16 protein-coding genes and 3 pseudogenes are annotated in these 15108 nt (G+C 70.9%); 4 read left to right on the forward strand and 15 right to left on the reverse strand.

What is annotated here, in order from left to right; translation table 11 throughout:
- Positions 1-8: 8 nt before the first annotated feature.
- Both C1J00_RS07450 and C1J00_RS07455 read right to left on the reverse strand, forming a co-directional pair.
- Positions 9-1337, reverse strand: a complete 1329-nt coding sequence (locus C1J00_RS07450; protein ID WP_102908233.1) for a class I SAM-dependent RNA methyltransferase — start codon at positions 1335-1337, stop codon at positions 9-11.
- 110 nt (positions 1338-1447) lie between these two features.
- On the reverse strand, positions 1448-3499 hold the full coding sequence (locus tag C1J00_RS07455; protein WP_102908234.1) for an APC family permease: 2052 nt from the start codon (positions 3497-3499) through the stop codon (positions 1448-1450).
- A 183-nt stretch (positions 3500-3682) separates the two neighbouring features.
- On the opposite strand from C1J00_RS07455, the gene C1J00_RS47610 reads away from it, so the two are divergent.
- Positions 3683-3805: a hypothetical protein gene (locus C1J00_RS47610; protein WP_281262746.1), complete on the forward strand. Its 123-nt coding sequence runs from the start codon at positions 3683-3685 to the stop codon at positions 3803-3805.
- A 37-nt stretch (positions 3806-3842) separates the two neighbouring features.
- Here C1J00_RS47610 and C1J00_RS07460 read toward each other — a convergent pair whose 3' ends face one another.
- The gene (locus tag C1J00_RS07460) at positions 3843-4781 is read right to left on the reverse strand and encodes a PfkB family carbohydrate kinase (protein WP_102908246.1); all 939 of its coding nucleotides are present in this window, start codon (positions 4779-4781) and stop codon (positions 3843-3845) included.
- Positions 4782-5118: 337 nt separating this feature from the next.
- On the opposite strand from C1J00_RS07460, the gene C1J00_RS07465 reads away from it, so the two are divergent.
- On the forward strand, positions 5119-5790 hold the full coding sequence (locus C1J00_RS07465) for a potassium channel family protein (RefSeq protein WP_102908235.1): 672 nt from the start codon (positions 5119-5121) through the stop codon (positions 5788-5790).
- On the forward strand, positions 5790-6464 hold the full coding sequence (locus C1J00_RS07470) for a potassium channel family protein (RefSeq protein WP_102908236.1): 675 nt from the start codon (positions 5790-5792) through the stop codon (positions 6462-6464). Before C1J00_RS07465 ends, C1J00_RS07470 begins: the two co-directional genes overlap by 1 nt.
- An 86-nt stretch (positions 6465-6550) precedes the next feature.
- Here the strand turns inward: C1J00_RS07470 and C1J00_RS07475 are convergent, their stop codons facing one another.
- The 9 genes and pseudogenes from C1J00_RS07475 to C1J00_RS07510 all read right to left on the reverse strand — a co-directional run bounded on the left by C1J00_RS07475 (position 6551) and on the right by C1J00_RS07510 (position 11599).
- Positions 6551-7282 carry a DUF3159 domain-containing protein gene (locus C1J00_RS07475; protein WP_102908237.1) on the reverse strand — a complete coding sequence of 244 codons (732 nt, stop codon included), beginning with the start codon at positions 7280-7282 and terminating at the stop codon, positions 6551-6553.
- A gap of 3 nt (positions 7283-7285) precedes the next feature.
- Positions 7286-7684 (reverse strand): OB-fold nucleic acid binding domain-containing protein, encoded by a 399-nt coding sequence (locus tag C1J00_RS07480; RefSeq protein ID WP_102908238.1) that lies wholly within the window; start codon positions 7682-7684, stop codon positions 7286-7288.
- Between the two features lie 63 nt (positions 7685-7747).
- Positions 7748-8431, reverse strand: coding sequence for a response regulator (locus tag C1J00_RS07485; RefSeq protein WP_102908239.1), 684 nt, complete (start codon positions 8429-8431; stop codon positions 7748-7750).
- Positions 8428-8859 (reverse strand): annotated as a pseudogene (locus C1J00_RS07490) (sensor histidine kinase); the annotation flags it as partial. The gene C1J00_RS07485 and the pseudogene C1J00_RS07490, both read right to left, overlap by 4 nt.
- 22 nt (positions 8860-8881) lie before the next feature.
- Positions 8882-9073: pseudogene (locus tag C1J00_RS48195) on the reverse strand (sensor histidine kinase KdpD); the annotation flags it as partial.
- A gap of 164 nt (positions 9074-9237) precedes the next feature.
- Positions 9238-9461, reverse strand: a pseudogene (locus C1J00_RS46495) (alginate lyase family protein); the annotation flags it as partial.
- Between the two features lie 155 nt (positions 9462-9616).
- Positions 9617-10366, reverse strand: a complete 750-nt coding sequence (locus C1J00_RS07500; RefSeq protein ID WP_102908240.1) for a DUF3710 domain-containing protein — start codon at positions 10364-10366, stop codon at positions 9617-9619.
- A gap of 1 nt (position 10367) precedes the next feature.
- The gene (gene dut, locus C1J00_RS07505) at positions 10368-10937 is read right to left on the reverse strand and encodes a dUTP diphosphatase (RefSeq protein ID WP_102908247.1); all 570 of its coding nucleotides are present in this window, start codon (positions 10935-10937) and stop codon (positions 10368-10370) included.
- Positions 10938-11014: 77 nt separating this feature from the next.
- Entirely contained in the window at positions 11015-11599 is a 585-nt protein-coding gene (locus C1J00_RS07510; protein ID WP_102908241.1) for a PaaI family thioesterase, read from the reverse strand.
- A 58-nt stretch (positions 11600-11657) separates the two neighbouring features.
- Here C1J00_RS07510 and C1J00_RS07515 point away from each other — a divergent pair, with 58 nt between their 5' ends.
- Complete coding sequence (locus tag C1J00_RS07515; protein WP_102908242.1) at positions 11658-12116, forward strand: DUF3093 domain-containing protein; 459 nt, start codon at positions 11658-11660, stop codon at positions 12114-12116.
- Between the two features lie 102 nt (positions 12117-12218).
- Here the strand turns inward: C1J00_RS07515 and C1J00_RS07520 are convergent, their stop codons facing one another.
- From C1J00_RS07520 to C1J00_RS07530, 3 genes are all read right to left on the reverse strand, one after another.
- The gene (locus tag C1J00_RS07520) at positions 12219-13181 is read right to left on the reverse strand and encodes a hypothetical protein (RefSeq protein ID WP_102908243.1); all 963 of its coding nucleotides are present in this window, start codon (positions 13179-13181) and stop codon (positions 12219-12221) included.
- Positions 13182-13194: 13 nt separating this feature from the next.
- Complete coding sequence (locus C1J00_RS07525; protein ID WP_003993510.1) at positions 13195-13491, reverse strand: DUF4193 domain-containing protein; 297 nt, start codon at positions 13489-13491, stop codon at positions 13195-13197.
- Positions 13492-13897: 406 nt separating this feature from the next.
- A partial coding sequence (locus C1J00_RS07530) for a sensor histidine kinase (RefSeq protein ID WP_102908248.1) occupies positions 13898-15108 on the reverse strand: 1211 nt, incomplete at its 5' end.

The raw sequence follows: 15108 nt of genomic DNA on the forward strand, positions 1-15108 counted from the left end.
ACAGCAGGTCAGAGCCCCTTCGCCGCAGGTTCCAAAATCGCCACACACTCCACATGCGACGTCATCGGAAACAGATCGAACGCCCGCAGCGTCCGCACCCGGTACCCCCCGTCCCGGAAGTACGCCAAGTCCCGTGCCAGCGCAGCCGGATCGCACGCCACGTACGCGATCCGTCGCGCGCCCAGCGAGGCCAGATGCTGAACCGTCTTCCGGCCGGCCCCCGCCCGCGGCGGGTCCAGGACGATCAGGTCGACCTCCGTGATGCCGGTGCGCGGCAGCACGCTCTCGACCTTGCCCTGCTCGATGCGCACGCGGTCGAAGTCCGCGAGGTTGTGCCGCGCGTCCTCCACCGACCGCTTGCCGGACTCGATGCCGAGGACGGCGCCCTGGTCGCCGACGCGGTCGGCGAGGGCGCCGGCGAAGAGGCCGACGCCACAGTAGAGGTCGAGGGCCATGTCGCCCTTGCGCGGCAACAGGCCCTGCATGACCGCCGTCACCAGGGTGTCCGCGGCCTTCGGGTGGACCTGCCAGAAGCCGCCGTTGCCGACGCGGTGGGTCCGGCCGTCCGCGCGTTCGCGGACGAAGTTGCGGCCGTGGACGCGGTGGACGCCGCCTGAGCGTTCGTCCACGCGCAGGACCGAAACGGGGCGGTCGAGTTCGACCAGCGGCAGGCGCGCGCCAGGCTTCGGGGTGAGGATCACCTGGCGGTCCTGGGATCCGGTCGCCGCGATCGCCTCGACGGAGTCCATGCCCGTCCAGACCCGCTTCTCGACGCCCAGCTCGCTGACGCCCTCCGCGGCGATCATGCAGTGGTCGATCGGCTCCACCTCGTGGGAGCGGTGCCGGCGCAGGCCGGCCCGGCCGTCGGCGGTGACGGCGTACTGGACGCGGGTGCGCCACGCGGGGACCTGGCCCGCGGGCACCTTGTCGCCCTCGGCGGGCAGCACCGTGCCGTCCCAGCCGGCCTCTTCCGGGGTGAGCCCGGCGAGGTGCTGCAGCTGTTCGGCGATGACGTCGGCCTTCAGGCGCCGCTGCGCGCCCGGCTTGGCGTGCTGCCAGTCGCAGCCACCGCAGCGGCCGGGGCCGGCGAACGGGCAGGGCTCGTCGATCCGGTCCTTGGAGGCGTCGAGCACCGTCACGGCGTCCGCGCGCAGGAACCGCGCGCCCTCCTCGCCCTCCGTCACCCGGGCCACGACCCGCTCACCGGGCAGCGCGTGCCGTACGAACAGCACCTGGCCCTCGGACGTGCGGGCGATGCAGTGACCGCCGTGGGCGACGGGGCCGATCTCGACCTCGTACTCCTCCCCCACCAGCGATTTCCTCGGTTCTGCCTGCATGGCGGGGTGACTCCAAAACGCGTGAGGGGGAAGGGCCGAACGGAAACGGCCGGACAACAGCCCACCAGTCTACGTGGCTGCCACCCGGCCGTTTCACATCAGCCGTCGTCTCACGACTTGCGCTCGGTGGACTCCTTCGACCGCACCTGGGCCGGGCCCCGGCGCACCGAACCCGGCGCGTTCCAGTCCTGCTGCCTGCGGGCCCGCCGCTTGGCCGCCTCGGACGACTGGAGCTGGTACGGCACCGAGGTCACCATGATCCCGGGCGTGAACAGCAGCCGGCCCTTCAGCCGCAGGGCGCTCTGGTTGTGCAGCAGGTGCTCGTACCAATGGCCTACGACGTACTCGGGGATGATCACGGACACCGCGTCGCGCGGTGACTCCTTGCGCAGGCTCTTGACGTACTCGATGATCGGCCGCGTGATCTCGCGGTAGGGCGAGTCCAGGATCTTCAGCGGTACGTCGATGCCGCGCCGTTCCCACTCCTCGCGCAGGGCCTTGGTCTCCGCCGGGTCGACGTTGACGCTGAGGGCCTCCAGGGTGTCCGAGCGCATCAGCTTGGCGTAGGCCAGGGCGCGCAGCGCCGGGCGGTGGATCTTGGAGATCAGCACGACCGAGTGGACGCGGGAGGGCCGTACGAGGTCGTCGCTCGGGCCCTCGGGGGCGGCGATCTCGGCGGCGACCCGGTCGTAGTGCTTACGGATGGCCGTCATCGTCGCGTAGAAGATCACCATGCCGAGCAGGGCGACCCAGGCGCCGTGCGTGAACTTGGTGACGAGGACGACCACCAGCACCAGGCCGGTGAAGAAGGCGCCGAAGGCGTTGATGGCGCGGGAGCGGATCATGTGGCGGCGCTTGGCCTGGTCCTTCTCGGTGGCCAGGTGGCGGTTCCAGTGCCGGACCATGCCGGTCTGGCTGAGCGTGAAGGACACGAACACGCCGACGATGTAGAGCTGGATCAGGCGGGTGGAGTCGGCGCCGTAGATCCCCACCAGCAGGGCGGCGGCGCCCGCGAGGAGCACGATGCCGTTGGAGAAGGCCAGCCGGTCGCCGCGGGTGTGCAGCTGGCGGGGCAGGTAGCGGTCCTGGGCGAGGATCGAGCCGAGCAGCGGGAAGCCGTTGTAGGCGGTGTTGGCGGCGAGGAACAGCACCAGCGCGGTGGCGGCGGCCAGGACGATGAACAGGATGCTGTCCGCGCCGAAGACGGCCTCCGCGACCTGTGCGATCACCGGGTGCTGCACATAGTCCGGGCCGAGCGGGACGCCGTTGTGGACGAGGTCCCTGGCCGGGTTCTCGGCCATGCGGACGTCAGTGGCCGCGGCGAGCGCGATGATGCCGCAGAACATGGTGACGGCCAGCAGGCCCATCGCCGCGAGGGTGGTCGCGGCGTTCTTCGACTTGGGCTTGCGGAAGGCCGGGACGCCGTTGGAGATCGCCTCGACGCCGGTGAGGGCGGCGCAGCCGGAGGAGAAGGCGCGCAACAGCAGGAAGACCAGGGCGAATCCGGCCAGGCCCTGGTGCTCGGGCTTGATGGCGTAGTCCGCCGTCGGAGCCCGCATGGTGTCGTCCAGGACCAGGCCGCGGAAGGCGCCCCAGGCGATCATGGTGAAGACACCCGCGACGAAGATGTACGTCGGGATCGCGAACAGCGAGCCCGATTCCCTCACCCCGCGCAGGTTCATCAGCGTCAGCAGCACGATCACGCCGATCGCGCAGGCGACCTTGTGCTCGACGACGAACGGGATCGCGGAGCCGAGGTTCTCGATGCCGGAGGAGATCGACACGGCCACGGTGAGGACGTAGTCGACGAGCAGCGCGCTGGCGACGGTGAGGCCGGCCTTGGGCCCGAGGTTGGTGGTGGCCACCTCGTAGTCGCCGCCGCCGCTGGGGTAGGCGTGCACATTCTGCCGGTACGACGCCACCACGGTGAACATCAGCACGACGACCGCGACGGCGATCCAGGGGCTGAAGTGGTACGCCGTCACGCCCGCGATCGACAGGACCAGCAGGACCTCGCCGGGCGCGTACGCCACGGAGGAGAGCGGGTCGGAGGCGAAGACGGGGAGTGCGATGCGCTTCGGCAGGAGCGTTTCGCCCAGCCGGTCGCTGCGCAGTGCGCGCCCGATCAGGATCCGTTTGGGCACGTCGGTCAGTTTGGACACAACAGAGGATCGTAGGCGTTCGATTGCGGGGGCGCCCACCCGCCACCCCTCATAGGAGTTCCCTCTGCTCTCCGAGTGAATTCGGAGGCCGGTGCGGCTGGGGATTCAGCAGGTCACCCGGTTCCCATGCCTATATGACTGAGCCTCGTCCGTCTCCCGTCCGTTGCCGCCCCTGGAGGTCCCATGCACACCCCCGCCCAGCTGATCGGCGCCGCGGCAACCCTCGTCGCCCTCGGGATCCTGACACTGGCGAGCGTCCGCAGCATCAGCCGCCGCAAGGACATGGCGCCCGGGGCACGGCCCTAGGAGTACTGGGGCCCCCGGCCGCCCGGGCGCGGCCCACCTAGACGTCTCGGGAGCCCCCCGGCCGCTCGGCCCGCTCCAGCTGCGCCACCCCCGCGCTCAGTTCCTCCCGGCTGATGGCGGCGGCCCGGGTCGACGGGATCGTGCAGGCGTAGGCGCCGGCCACCGTGCCGTGCAGGGCGCTGCGGTGGGGCGGGGTACCGTCCAGCCAGGCGTGGAGGAACGCGGCGGCGAAGGCGTCGCCCGCGCCGTTGGAGTCGACGACCGGGGCCGGGGGCGGGGCGGCGGGTACGTGGGTGAGCTCACCGTCTGCCAGCAGGTACGCGCCGTCCGCTCCGGCTGTGGCGACGACGATCCGGGCTCTGCCCCGTTCGGTGATCCGCCGCATGGTCCGCTCCGGGTCACTCAGGGCCGTGCTGGACAGGAAGACCAGGTCGGCCTGGTGGGCGAAGGGCTCGTGGTAGGAGCTGGAGCCGTCCCAGTCGTGCAGGTCGGTGGAGATCGTGACGCCGGCCGCGCGCAGGGCGGGCAGTGCGTGGGCGCACGGCTGGGTGATGACGACGTGAGCGTGCCGGCTGACCGCCGCCAGTGTGCGCACCGCGGCTTCGGGCAGCCGGTCCGTGCCGGCGGCCCGGGTGGCGTCGTAGAGGGACGACCGTCTGCCGTCGGGGCCGACGAGGTTGACCGCACGTTTGGTGCCGAGCGGCTGCGGGACGGCCGTGAGCCCGATGCCGTGCTCCTGGTGCAGCGCGCGCACGAGGTCGCCCTCGGGGTCGTCGCCGAGCAGGTCGAGGTGGTGTGTGCGCAGGCCCAGCGCGCTCGTCCCGAGTGCCACGAAGTCCCCGCTCTGTCCCGCCCGCGTGACGATCCCGGGCCGGATCATGTGGCTGTCCGCGAACGGCACGGGCAGCTCGGGCACGTGCACGATCGTGTCCACACCCGCGCCGCCCAGGACGAGGACGTCGATCTCGTGACTCATGGCCGTCCGTTTCTCGCGCGTCGTACGCCATAGGGCCGTGAAGCCCATGGCCTTCCACCGGCGCTCCCCCCGTTCCTTCGCCGGCCGGCACCGCCGACCTCGGCCCCCGCCGCACCCGAGGGTCCTGGCGGGCTCTCCCGGCATTGCCGATACGTTGGACACGGGCGATCGGCCGGGCGGGCGGGCACCGAAGGGGATCACACGTGGCGTTCCCCGGCATGATGGTGCCTGGCGGCCGCACAGAAGGCCGTGAAGTGCTGCCCGGCGAGCCGAGAGAGAGACATGAGCAGAACACTGACGCAGGCCGGAAGGTCTGCGGGAAGCGTGGTGTGAGGCCATGCACATCGTCATCATGGGTTGCGGAAGGGTGGGTTCCGCGCTGGCCCAGAACCTGGAGCGACAGGGGCACACGGTCGCCGTGATCGACCAGGACCCCACCGCCTTCCGCCGGCTGGGCTCAGGCTTCGGCGGCCGCCGCGTCACGGGCGTCGGCTTCGACCAGGACACCCTGCGCGAAGCCGGCATCGAGGAGGCCGGCGCCTTCGCCGCCGTCTCCAGCGGTGACAACTCCAACATCATCGCCGCTCGCGTGGCCCGCGAGATGTTCGGCATCGAGAACGTAGCCGCCCGCATCTACGACCCCCGCCGCGCGGAGGTCTATCAGCGCCTGGGCATCCCCACCGTCGCGACGGTCCGCTGGACGGCCGACCAGATGCTGCGCCGTCTGCTCCCCTCCGGCGCGGAGCCGCTGTGGCGCGACCCCACGGGCGGTGTCCAGCTCGCCGAGGTGCACACCTCCCCCGCCTGGGTCGGCCACAAGATCAGCCGGATCCAGGAGGAGACGGGCGTGCGCGTCGCGTTCCTGACCCGGCTCGGCGAGGCGGTCCTGCCCACATCGCAGACGGTGCTGCAGGAAGGCGACCTGGTGCACGTGATGATGCGCACCGACGAGGTCGACAAGGTCGAGGCGGCGTTCGCCAAGGGTCCCGAAGAGGAGGGCGGTCACTGATGAGGGTCGCCATTGCCGGAGCCGGCGCCGTCGGCCGCTCGATCGCCGGCGAACTGCTGGAGAACGGCCACGAGGTCCTGCTGATCGACAAGGCGCCGACCGCCATCTCGGTCGAACGCGTCCCGCAGGCCGAGTGGCTGCTCGCCGACGCCTGCGAGATCACGTCCCTCGACGAGGCGGCGCTCCAGCGCTGCAACGTCGTGATCGCCGCGACCGGCGACGACAAGGTGAACCTGGTCGTCTCGCTCCTCGCCAAGACGGAGTACGGCGTCCCGCGCGTCGTCGCCCGTGTGAACAATCCCAAGAACGAGTGGTTGTTCAACGAGTCCTGGGGCGTGGACGTGGCCGTCTCCACTCCGCGTCTGATGTCGGCCCTGGTCGAGGAGGCGGTGAGCGTGGGCGACCTGGTCCGCCTGCTCCGCTTCAGCCACGGCGACGCCAACCTGGTCGAGCTGACCCTGCCGGAGGAGTCGGCCCTGGCCGGCACGCAGGTCGGCGACGTCGAGTGGCCGCAGGACACGTCCCTGGTGACGATCATCCGCGGCAACCGCGTGCTGACGCCCTCACGGGAGGACTCCCTGGAGGCCGGCGACGAACTCCTCTTCGTGGCGGCCCAAGCCCGTGAGGAGCAGCTGGAGGACCTGCTGTCGGTGCGACGGACCTCAGCCGGCTGAGCCGTCTGAAAAAGCCGTCTCGAACAAGCGGAAGGGGCGTCCCGAGTGCTCGGGACGCCCCTTCCGCTTCCGTCAGCGCCGGAGGCTCACTGCTCCGCGGACCGGGCGGCACCCTGCCGCTCGCGTTCCTCGGCCGCCTTCTCCTCGGCCTCCATCTCGGCGAACACGTCGATCGGCGCGGGTGCCTTCGCGAGGAACACCCACGTCAGGTACACCGCGAGCAGGAACGGCGGGATCTTCAGGGCGACCAGGACCCAGCCCAGCTGGGTGGTGTCGGCCCACCAGTACAGCGGGAAGAGGATCGCGCACTTGGCGAGCAGGATCGCTCCCCACGCGTAGCTGGCCTTCGCGTAGGCCTTCTTGCGGCCGGGGTTGCGCGTGCGCCAGGAGAGGTTCTCCTTGAAGACCGGGCCGAGGATCAGCCCGATCAGCGGCACACCGCACAGCGTGGTGATGATGTAGGCGAGGCCCAGGCCCAGCGTGTAGAGCATGCCGGGCAGGTAGAAGTCCTTGGCGTTGCCGGTCATCATCGCGAAGACGACACCGAAGGCCACGCCGAAGACACCGCTGAAGGCGTGCTTGACGGTGTCCTTCATCACCAGCCGGACCACGACCAGCACCAGCGACACGGCCAGCGCCGCGATCGCCGACAGGTGCAGGTCCTTGTTGATCGTGTAGATGGTGACGAAGAGGAGGCCGGGTACCACCGTCTCCACCATGCCCCGCACGCCGCCGAACGCCTCGAACAGGGCGGCCTCGGTCACCGCCCGGGCGTCGTCCGCAGATGTCTCTTCGGTCGGCTTGTCGAGCGACGTCACCGGCTACTCCCGTCCGAGGGGTCTCAGTTCGTACTTGGGGTTGAACAGCACCCGGCGGCCCCGGCTCATCGAGATCCGGCCCGACGCGATCAGCTTGCGCCCCGGCTCTATGCCCACGATGGAGCGCCTGCCGAGCCACACCACGTCCAGCGCGGCGGAGCCGTCGAACAGCTCGGCCTCCAGGGCCGGGACTCCCGCACGCGGCCGAAGGGTGACCGTGCGCAAGGTACCAGTAACCGTCACTATCTCGCGGTCCTGGCAGTCTCCGATCCGGATGCAGCCGGCCGTCTCGCTGTCTTCGCGCAGCTCCTCGGACTCCAGGTCCTCCTGCGTCGAGGAGAGCCGGTCGAGCATGCGCCGGAAACGGCCCGCCGGCTTATCGGAACGAGGGACAGCACTCATGTCTGAAGCGTACCGGGGCGTACTGACGAAGGGCGAGGAGCCTGTTTCCCGAAGGCGACACCCTCACTTCTCGAAGCGACAGCCCATCCCCGGCTCGGTGACAAGGTGCTTCGGGTGCGAGGGATCGGCTTCCAGCTTCCGCCGCAACTGCGCCATGTACACGCGCAGATAGTTCGTCTCCGTCCCGTACGACGGCCCCCACACCTCCTGGAGCAGCTGCTTCTGCCCGACCAGGCGTCCGCCGTTGCGCACGAGGACCTCCAGCAGGTGCCACTCCGTGGGGGTCAGCCGTACGTCCTTGCCGCCCCTGTTGACCTTCTTCGCGCCCAGGTCGACGGTGAAGTCGCCGGTGTCGACGATCACGTCCTTCAGACCGTCGCCGGCCGGTTCGGCCCGGCGTACTGCGGCCCGCAGCCGGGCCAGCAGCTCGTCCATGCCGAACGGCTTGGTGACGTAGTCGTCGGCGCCCGCGTCCAGCGCCTCGACCTTCTCGTCGGAGGTGTGCCGGGCGGACAGCACCAGGATCGGCACCCGGGTCCAGCCGCGCAGGCCCCTGATCACCTCCACACCGTCCATGTCGGGCAGCCCGAGATCGAGGACGACCACGTCGGGGTGGCGGGCGGCGGCGAGCCGGAGGGCGGTGGCACCGTCGTGGGCCGCGTCGACCTCGTACGTGCGTGCCTTGAGGTTGATCACGAGTGCGCGCACGATCTGCGGCTCGTCGTCGACCACGAGGACGCGGGTCATGAGGCCTGCCTTTCCGGTTCTGTCGCGGGGTTCTGCTCCGGGGTGGTTCCCGCAGCGCGGAGGGTGAGGACCATGGTGAGCCCGCCGCGGGGGGTGTCCTCGGCGTCCAGGGTGCCGCCCATGGCCTCGGCGAAGCCGCGTGCCACCGCGAGGCCCAGGCCCACGCCGGCGCCGCGCGGGGCGTCCCCGTGGCGTTGGAAGGGCTCGAAGATGCGCCCCTTGGCCTCGTCGGGCACGCCCGGCCCCCGGTCGACGACCCGCACCTCGACCCGGTCGGCGAGCGCGCTGCCGGCGACCAGCACGGGTGCGCCGGGCGGACTGTACTTGACGGCGTTCTCCACGAGGTTGGCCATCGCCCGCTCGAGCAGCCCAGGGTCCACCGCGACCATGGTCAGCGTCTCGGGCACGTCCAGGCGGGCACTGCCCTCGCGGGACGCCGCCGCGGTACTCCAGTTCCCTGCGCGGCACCTGCTCCAGGCCGTGCAGCAGCACCTCGGTGCGGGGCCGTCCGTGGTGTTCGACGAAGGCCACCACACAGTCGGTACCCCGCTCGACGCGGCGGTGCGCCTCGGCCAGCATCGCGTACGTCTTGCCGACGCCCGGTGCCGCGCCGAGGTGGATCCGAAGCTTGCCGCGTGCCATGGCCCCATTTTCTTCCGGTGGTCTGCCGACTGCGCAGCGTCGACCCTACGGCCGGAGAGCGCGGCATCCGGGCGCCGGGCACGCTCCGGGGCGCACTTTGACGGAACCCTGACGCGGCCGGACCGCCGCGGCGTTCCAGGCGGCGTTGCCCGGCCGGTCAAGGGTCAGGCGGGGTTGTCGCCGTGGGTGAGGGTCTCCCAGGCGACGATGAGGTTGTGGGCCCCGGCGGGGCGGCCCCGCCGGTCAGTGTCCCGGTGTTGGTCATGGCGTGTCCGAGACGGTTGGCCAAGGCGTTGTGCCCGACCTCGGAGACCGGCCCCAGCCCGAGCTACAGCGAGCCGCCGCACAGCAGGCCCCCGGCGCCGGCGCCGAGCTGGTACCTGGCGTGAAGCCGACCCCGAACGCGAAGCGCCTTCATGAACAGACGCGTTGGACGGAGACGCCAGGTGCAGACCAATGCAGCGTCAAGCTTTCGCGCACCAGATGGGGCCCACGAGAAAGGGCCGCACCCCCGGCGGGGTACGGCCCTGGTGTCCCTACGGGTCAGCGGACCTCGGTGATCTCCGGTCCCCGCTGGAGCTGGCCCATTCCGCCGGCGAAACGGGAGCCCTCCTCCTGCTGAACGCCCTCGGGGACCATCTGGGCGTCGTCCGGCAGCTTCAGGACGATCGGGTCACGAGGCGCCATCGGGCCCTCTCCGCGCACCACGACCGTGTCCCGGAAGATCTGCTCGAGCAGCCCGGCGGCCTGCGGCTGTACCGCGCCCTGGCCCGAGATGACCCCGCGCAGGAACCAGCGGGGGCCGTCCACACCGACGAACCGCACGACCTGGAAGCCGCCGGTGCCGTCCGGCAGCTGTACGGGCACCTGGGCGCGCAGCTCCCAGCCCAGCGGTCCCTCGACCTCGTCGACGATGCCGCCCTGCTGGGTGATGCCGGTGCCGATCTCCTCACGCACCTCGCCCCAGATGCCCTCGCGCTTGGGTGCGGCGAAGCCCTGCAGCTGGATGGCGCTGTCGCGCAGCACGACCGTCGCCGCCACGATCGCGTCGCCCGCGACCTCGACCCTGAGCTCCATGCCGTCGACGCCCGGCACGAACAGACCGCCCAGGTCGACCCGGCCTTCGCTCGGGTCACGCACCTCGGAGCTGTCCCAGGGCCCGTCGGGCCGCGGCGCCGGCTCGAGCCTCAGACGCCCGCCCTCGCCCGCCTCAGTGTCGACACCGTCGACGACCTGCTCGGCCTCGCCGGCCGCGTCCTCGGCGGCATCCCTCTTCTTGCGACGTCCGAACACGTCACTGTCCTTCCCGGTCGGATACGACCGAAGCGTATCGATTCCCACCCGCCTGACCGCCGATGGCGGCCTGACCGCTTGTGCCGCTCGTTCCGTCCACCGCCGCATGGCCTCCGGTGGATCCGAAGCCCCCCTCGGCCCGCGCCGAGCCGGGAAGCTCCGCCACCTCCTGGAAGCGGACCCTCTCGACCTGCTGGACTACCAGTTGGGCAATCCGGTCGAAGCGCTCGAACCGCACGGCCTCGCGCGGGTCGAGATTCACCACGATCACCTTGATCTCCCCACGGTACCCGGCATCAACCGTCCCCGGGGCATTCACCAGGGCGACGCCGCAGCGGGCAGCCAGACCGGATCGCGGGTGCACGAAGGCCGCGTACCCCTCCGGCAGCGCCACTGACACCCCCGTGGGCAGCACGGCCCGCTCACCCGGCCCCAGTTGGCACGCCTCGGTGGTGCGCAGATCCGCCCCGGCGTCACCGGGCCGCGCGTACGACGGAAGCGGCACGTCGGGATCGACGCGCCGGATCAGCACGTCCAGCGGCCGGCGGCTCACGGGGCTCGTGGGAGTCATGAGGCGATCCGTGCTCATGGGGGAATCCGTACTCATGGGGCTGATGGGGCTATCGGCTTGCAAGGGGCGGGCCGTGCTCACGGGTTCACCTCGAAGGCACGAGCGCGCCGGACCTGGTCCGGGTCGTTCATGGCCGCCTGGATCTCCTCCTGGCGGCCGTGGTCCACGAAATGGTCGACCTTCACCTCGACGAAGAGCGCGTCCGCGCGCACGGCGACGGGCCCGTCGGGGCCGCCGACGCGTCCGGTCGCGGTGGAGTAGATCTTCCGCCCGGCCACCGCCGTCACCTCCGCCTCCAGGTACAGCGTGGTGCCGACGGGCACGGGCCGCACGAAGTCCGTCTCCAGCCGCCCGGTCACCGCGATCGTGCGCAGCAGCCAGTTCAGCGAGCCGAGGGTCTCGTCCAGGGCGGAGGTGAGCACGCCACCGTGCGCGAGGCCCGGAGCGCCCTGGTGGGCGGGCTGGACGGTGAACTCGGCGGTGAGCGACAGGCCTTCGCCGGCCCGCGCCTCCAGGTGCAGCCCGTGCGGCTGGTCGTCGCCACAGCCGAAACACGCGCCGTAGTGCGCGCCGAGGAGCTCGCCGGGCGCGGGCGCGTCCGGGTGCCGCACCGGCTGCACGGCGTCGGCCGGAGGCTGAAGAGCTGCGGAAGTACGACTCACAGCCGGAGACCTTACCCGCGCGTCCGCCCCTCCCGGACACCGTGTCAAGCTTGGCCCCATGCAGCTCTCCGCCGCCCCGTACGAAGAACGCCTCACCGCCCCGCGGACCTGGTGGCTGATCTCGTTCCTGGTGGGCGTCTCCATGGCCCTGATCCTGCTCCCGTTCGGCACGCTGCCGATGCTCGGCGGCCTGGCCGGGGGCACCGCGGTCGCGGCCGTCGCCGCGAGCTCGTACGGCTCGGTCCGCATCCGCGTGGTCGGCGACTCCCTGATCGCGGGCGAGGCGAGGATCCCGCTGGCGGCACTGGGCGAGGCGGAGGTGCTGGACGCGGAGGAGACCCGCGCCTGGCGCACCTACAAGGCCGACCCGCGCGCCTTCCTCCTGCTGCGCGCGTACATCCCCACGGCCCTGCGGGTGGAGGTCACGGACCCGCAGGACCCGACTCCGTACCTGTACCTGTCCACGCGCGAGCCCGAGCGCCTGGCGGAGGCACTGCGGCCGGCGAAGCCCGAGTAGCACAGCCGAGCGGGACATCACCCGGCCGCTGAGTGCGCCCGCACGAGGTCGCCCGAGAGGGCCTCGACGTGCGGCTCCTGCGCGCCGAATCGACGCCCGGCGTCAGCGGCCGTCGTCGCCGTGCCGGTCGTCACCGAGGGGCCCCTGGTGACGGCCCAGGGGGTCGCTGGTGATCTCGCCCATCTCCAGGGCGTCCGCCGGACGTTCCAGGGCGGGGAGCGCCTCCAGAGCCTCCCAGGGCACCTGGATCTTGCGCAGGTCCCCGCGGATACGGCCGGCGAGCTTTCTCGTCTCGCCGCGGTTCATGACCGCCCCCACGGCGGCGCCCACCAGGAACGGCATCAGGTTCGGCATGCTGCGGACCATTCGCTTCATGATCCGCTGCCGTAGTTCGCGCTTCATGCGGCTGTTCAGCGCCGCGCTGAGTGTCGACGGCTTGGTCGCGTCGATCCCGCGCTCCCCCGACCACGAGTCGAGGTACGCGGTGCTGCGCTGCTTGAGGTTGCCGGGCGGCCGTACGCCGTAGACCTCGTGGAGTTCGGCGATCAGCTTCAGCTCGATCACCGCGACGCCGGTGACCTCGGCGGCCAGTTCCGTCGGCATCGCCGGGGGCACGGGGAGCATGGCGGCCGCGCCGATACCCGCCCCGACCGTCGCCGTCGCGTTCGCGGCGCCCGCCACGAGCTTGTCCGCGAGTTCCTCGGGCCCGAGGCCCGGGAACTGCCTGCGCAGCGTCGCCAGGTCCCGTACGGGCACGCGCGGGGCCAGTTCGATGATCCGGTCGGCGAGATAGGCCAGTCCGGCCCGGGCCCGGTCGCCGCCCTTGCGGACGCCTTCCCTGGCCCGCTCCCGGATCGTCCCCGCCCGCCGTCTCGCGACGGGTGCGGGGACGTCCACGGACGCCGGGAGGTCACCCCGGTCCGCTGCCGGTTCGAGCGAGGCCGCCCCCGTAGCGGTTGAGCCTCGCTCGTTTTCACGCACGCCGTACCGCGGGCCGTCTGCCGGCCCTTCGTCCGCTTTCCGCTTGGAGAAGCGGCGCTTCCAGGGAGGGGTCGAGCCTGTCACGGCCGACCCGCCCTCAGTCGCAGTCGCGGCAGATCGGCTGACCGTTCTTCTCCCGGGCCAGCTGGCTGCGGTGGTGCACCAGGAAGCAGCTCATGCAGGTGAACTCGTCCTGCTGCTTCGGGAGCACCCGGACGGCCAGTTCCTCGTTCGAGAGGTCGGCTCCGGGCAGCTCGAGGCCTTCGGCTGCCTCGAACTCGTCGACGTCCACGGCGGAGGCCGACTTGTCGTTCCTCCGAGCCTTCAGCTCTTCCAGGCTGTCCGAGTCGACGTCGTCGTCGGTCTTGCGTGGAGTGTCGTAATCGGTTGCCATGGTCGCTCTCCCCCTCTGGGTGTCTGCGGTGTCTCCAGCGCACGTAACGCGTGAGAGGCCGGACTTGTGCCCGACCTGAGGCGGAGATTTTGCCTCACATCAAGGTCTGTTACTCAATCGACACCCAACCGGACTCCCCATGAGTGATCGGCTTGGATGGCGATGGGGACCGTACACGGTCCGAATGCTGCACGCCAAAGGCGTCTCACCGTGTACTTCCCGTGATCAAGACCCCCGAAAACCGGGATTATCCCGGCTTTCCGACAACGGGCATGATCACGGAGAGTAGATGACCGGAAAAGCGTCCCTGTGATCGATCACACACGGTGAACGCGCGGTGAAGCCTCAGAAATTCCGCGCAAAGCGAACATCCCCGGGTGCCGCCGAGTGAATCGGCGACATGATCTCAGATCGGCAGCGTGACGCGCATGACGAGTCCACCCCCCTCACGCGGCTGGGCGTAGATGTGCCCGCCGTGTGCCCGGGCCACGGACCGGACGATGGACAGCCCGAGCCCGACACCCTTGTCGCTGCCCGTCCGCTCCGTGCGCAGCCGCCGGAACGGCTCGAAGAGGTTGTCGATCTCGTACGCCGGCACGACCGGGCCCGTGTTGGACACGACCAGGACCGCCTGGCCGTGCGTGACCTCGGTGGTGACCTCGACCCAGCCGCCCTCCGCCACGTTGTAGCGCACGGCGTTCTGCAGCAGGTTGAGCGCGATCCGCTCCAGCAGCACGCCGTTGCCCTGGACGACCGCGGGCTTCTGTTCGCCGCGGATGGTCACGCCCTTGCTCTCGGCTTCGCCATGCACCTGGTCGATGGCCTGGCCGGCGACCTCGGCGAGGTCCACCGGGCCCCGCTCGACGATCTGGTTGTCGCTGCGGGCGAGCAGCAGCAGGCCCTCCACCAGCTGCTCGCTGCGCTCGTTGGTGGCCAGCAGGGTCTTGCCCAGCTGCTGTAGTTCGGTGGGGGCGCCCGGGTCGGACAGGTGCACCTCGAGGAGCGTGCGGTTGATCGCCAGCGGCGTTCTCAGTTCGTGCGAGGCGTTGCCGACGAAGCGCTGCTGGGCGGTGAAGGCGCGCTGGAGGCGCTCCAGCATGTCGTCGAAGGTGTCCGCCAGCTCCTTCAGCTCGTCGTCCGGGCCGTCCAGCTCGATCCGCCGGGAGAGGTCGGAGCCGGCCACCGCGCGGGCGGTGCGGGTGATCCGGCCCAGCGGTGACAGGACGCGGCCGGCCATGGCGTAACCGAAGGCGAACGCGATGACCGCCAGGCCCAGCAGGGCCAGCAGCGAGCGGCTGAGCAGATTGTCCAGGGCGTTCTGGCGCTGCTCGTTGACGCAGTGGTTCATGGCGTTGTTGAACTCGGCGGGCGAGGCCTGGTCGGGCAGGTTGCAGATGTCGCTGGTGACCTTGCCCTCGACGATCTTGAACGGCAGCTCGCTGCCCACGTTCAGGGCCTGGGCGGCCAGCAGGTAGATGATCGACAGCAGCAGGATGCCCGCGATCAGGAACATGCCGCCGTAGAGCAGCGTGAGCCTTATGCGGATGGTCGGGCGCAGCCAGGGGACGGGCGGCACGGGCCTTCTGGGATCCCAGGTGGGCTTGGGGGGTGCCTGAG

The organism is Streptomyces cahuitamycinicus, assembly GCF_002891435.1.
Classification (GTDB): Bacteria; Actinomycetota; Actinomycetes; order Streptomycetales; family Streptomycetaceae; genus Streptomyces; species Streptomyces cahuitamycinicus.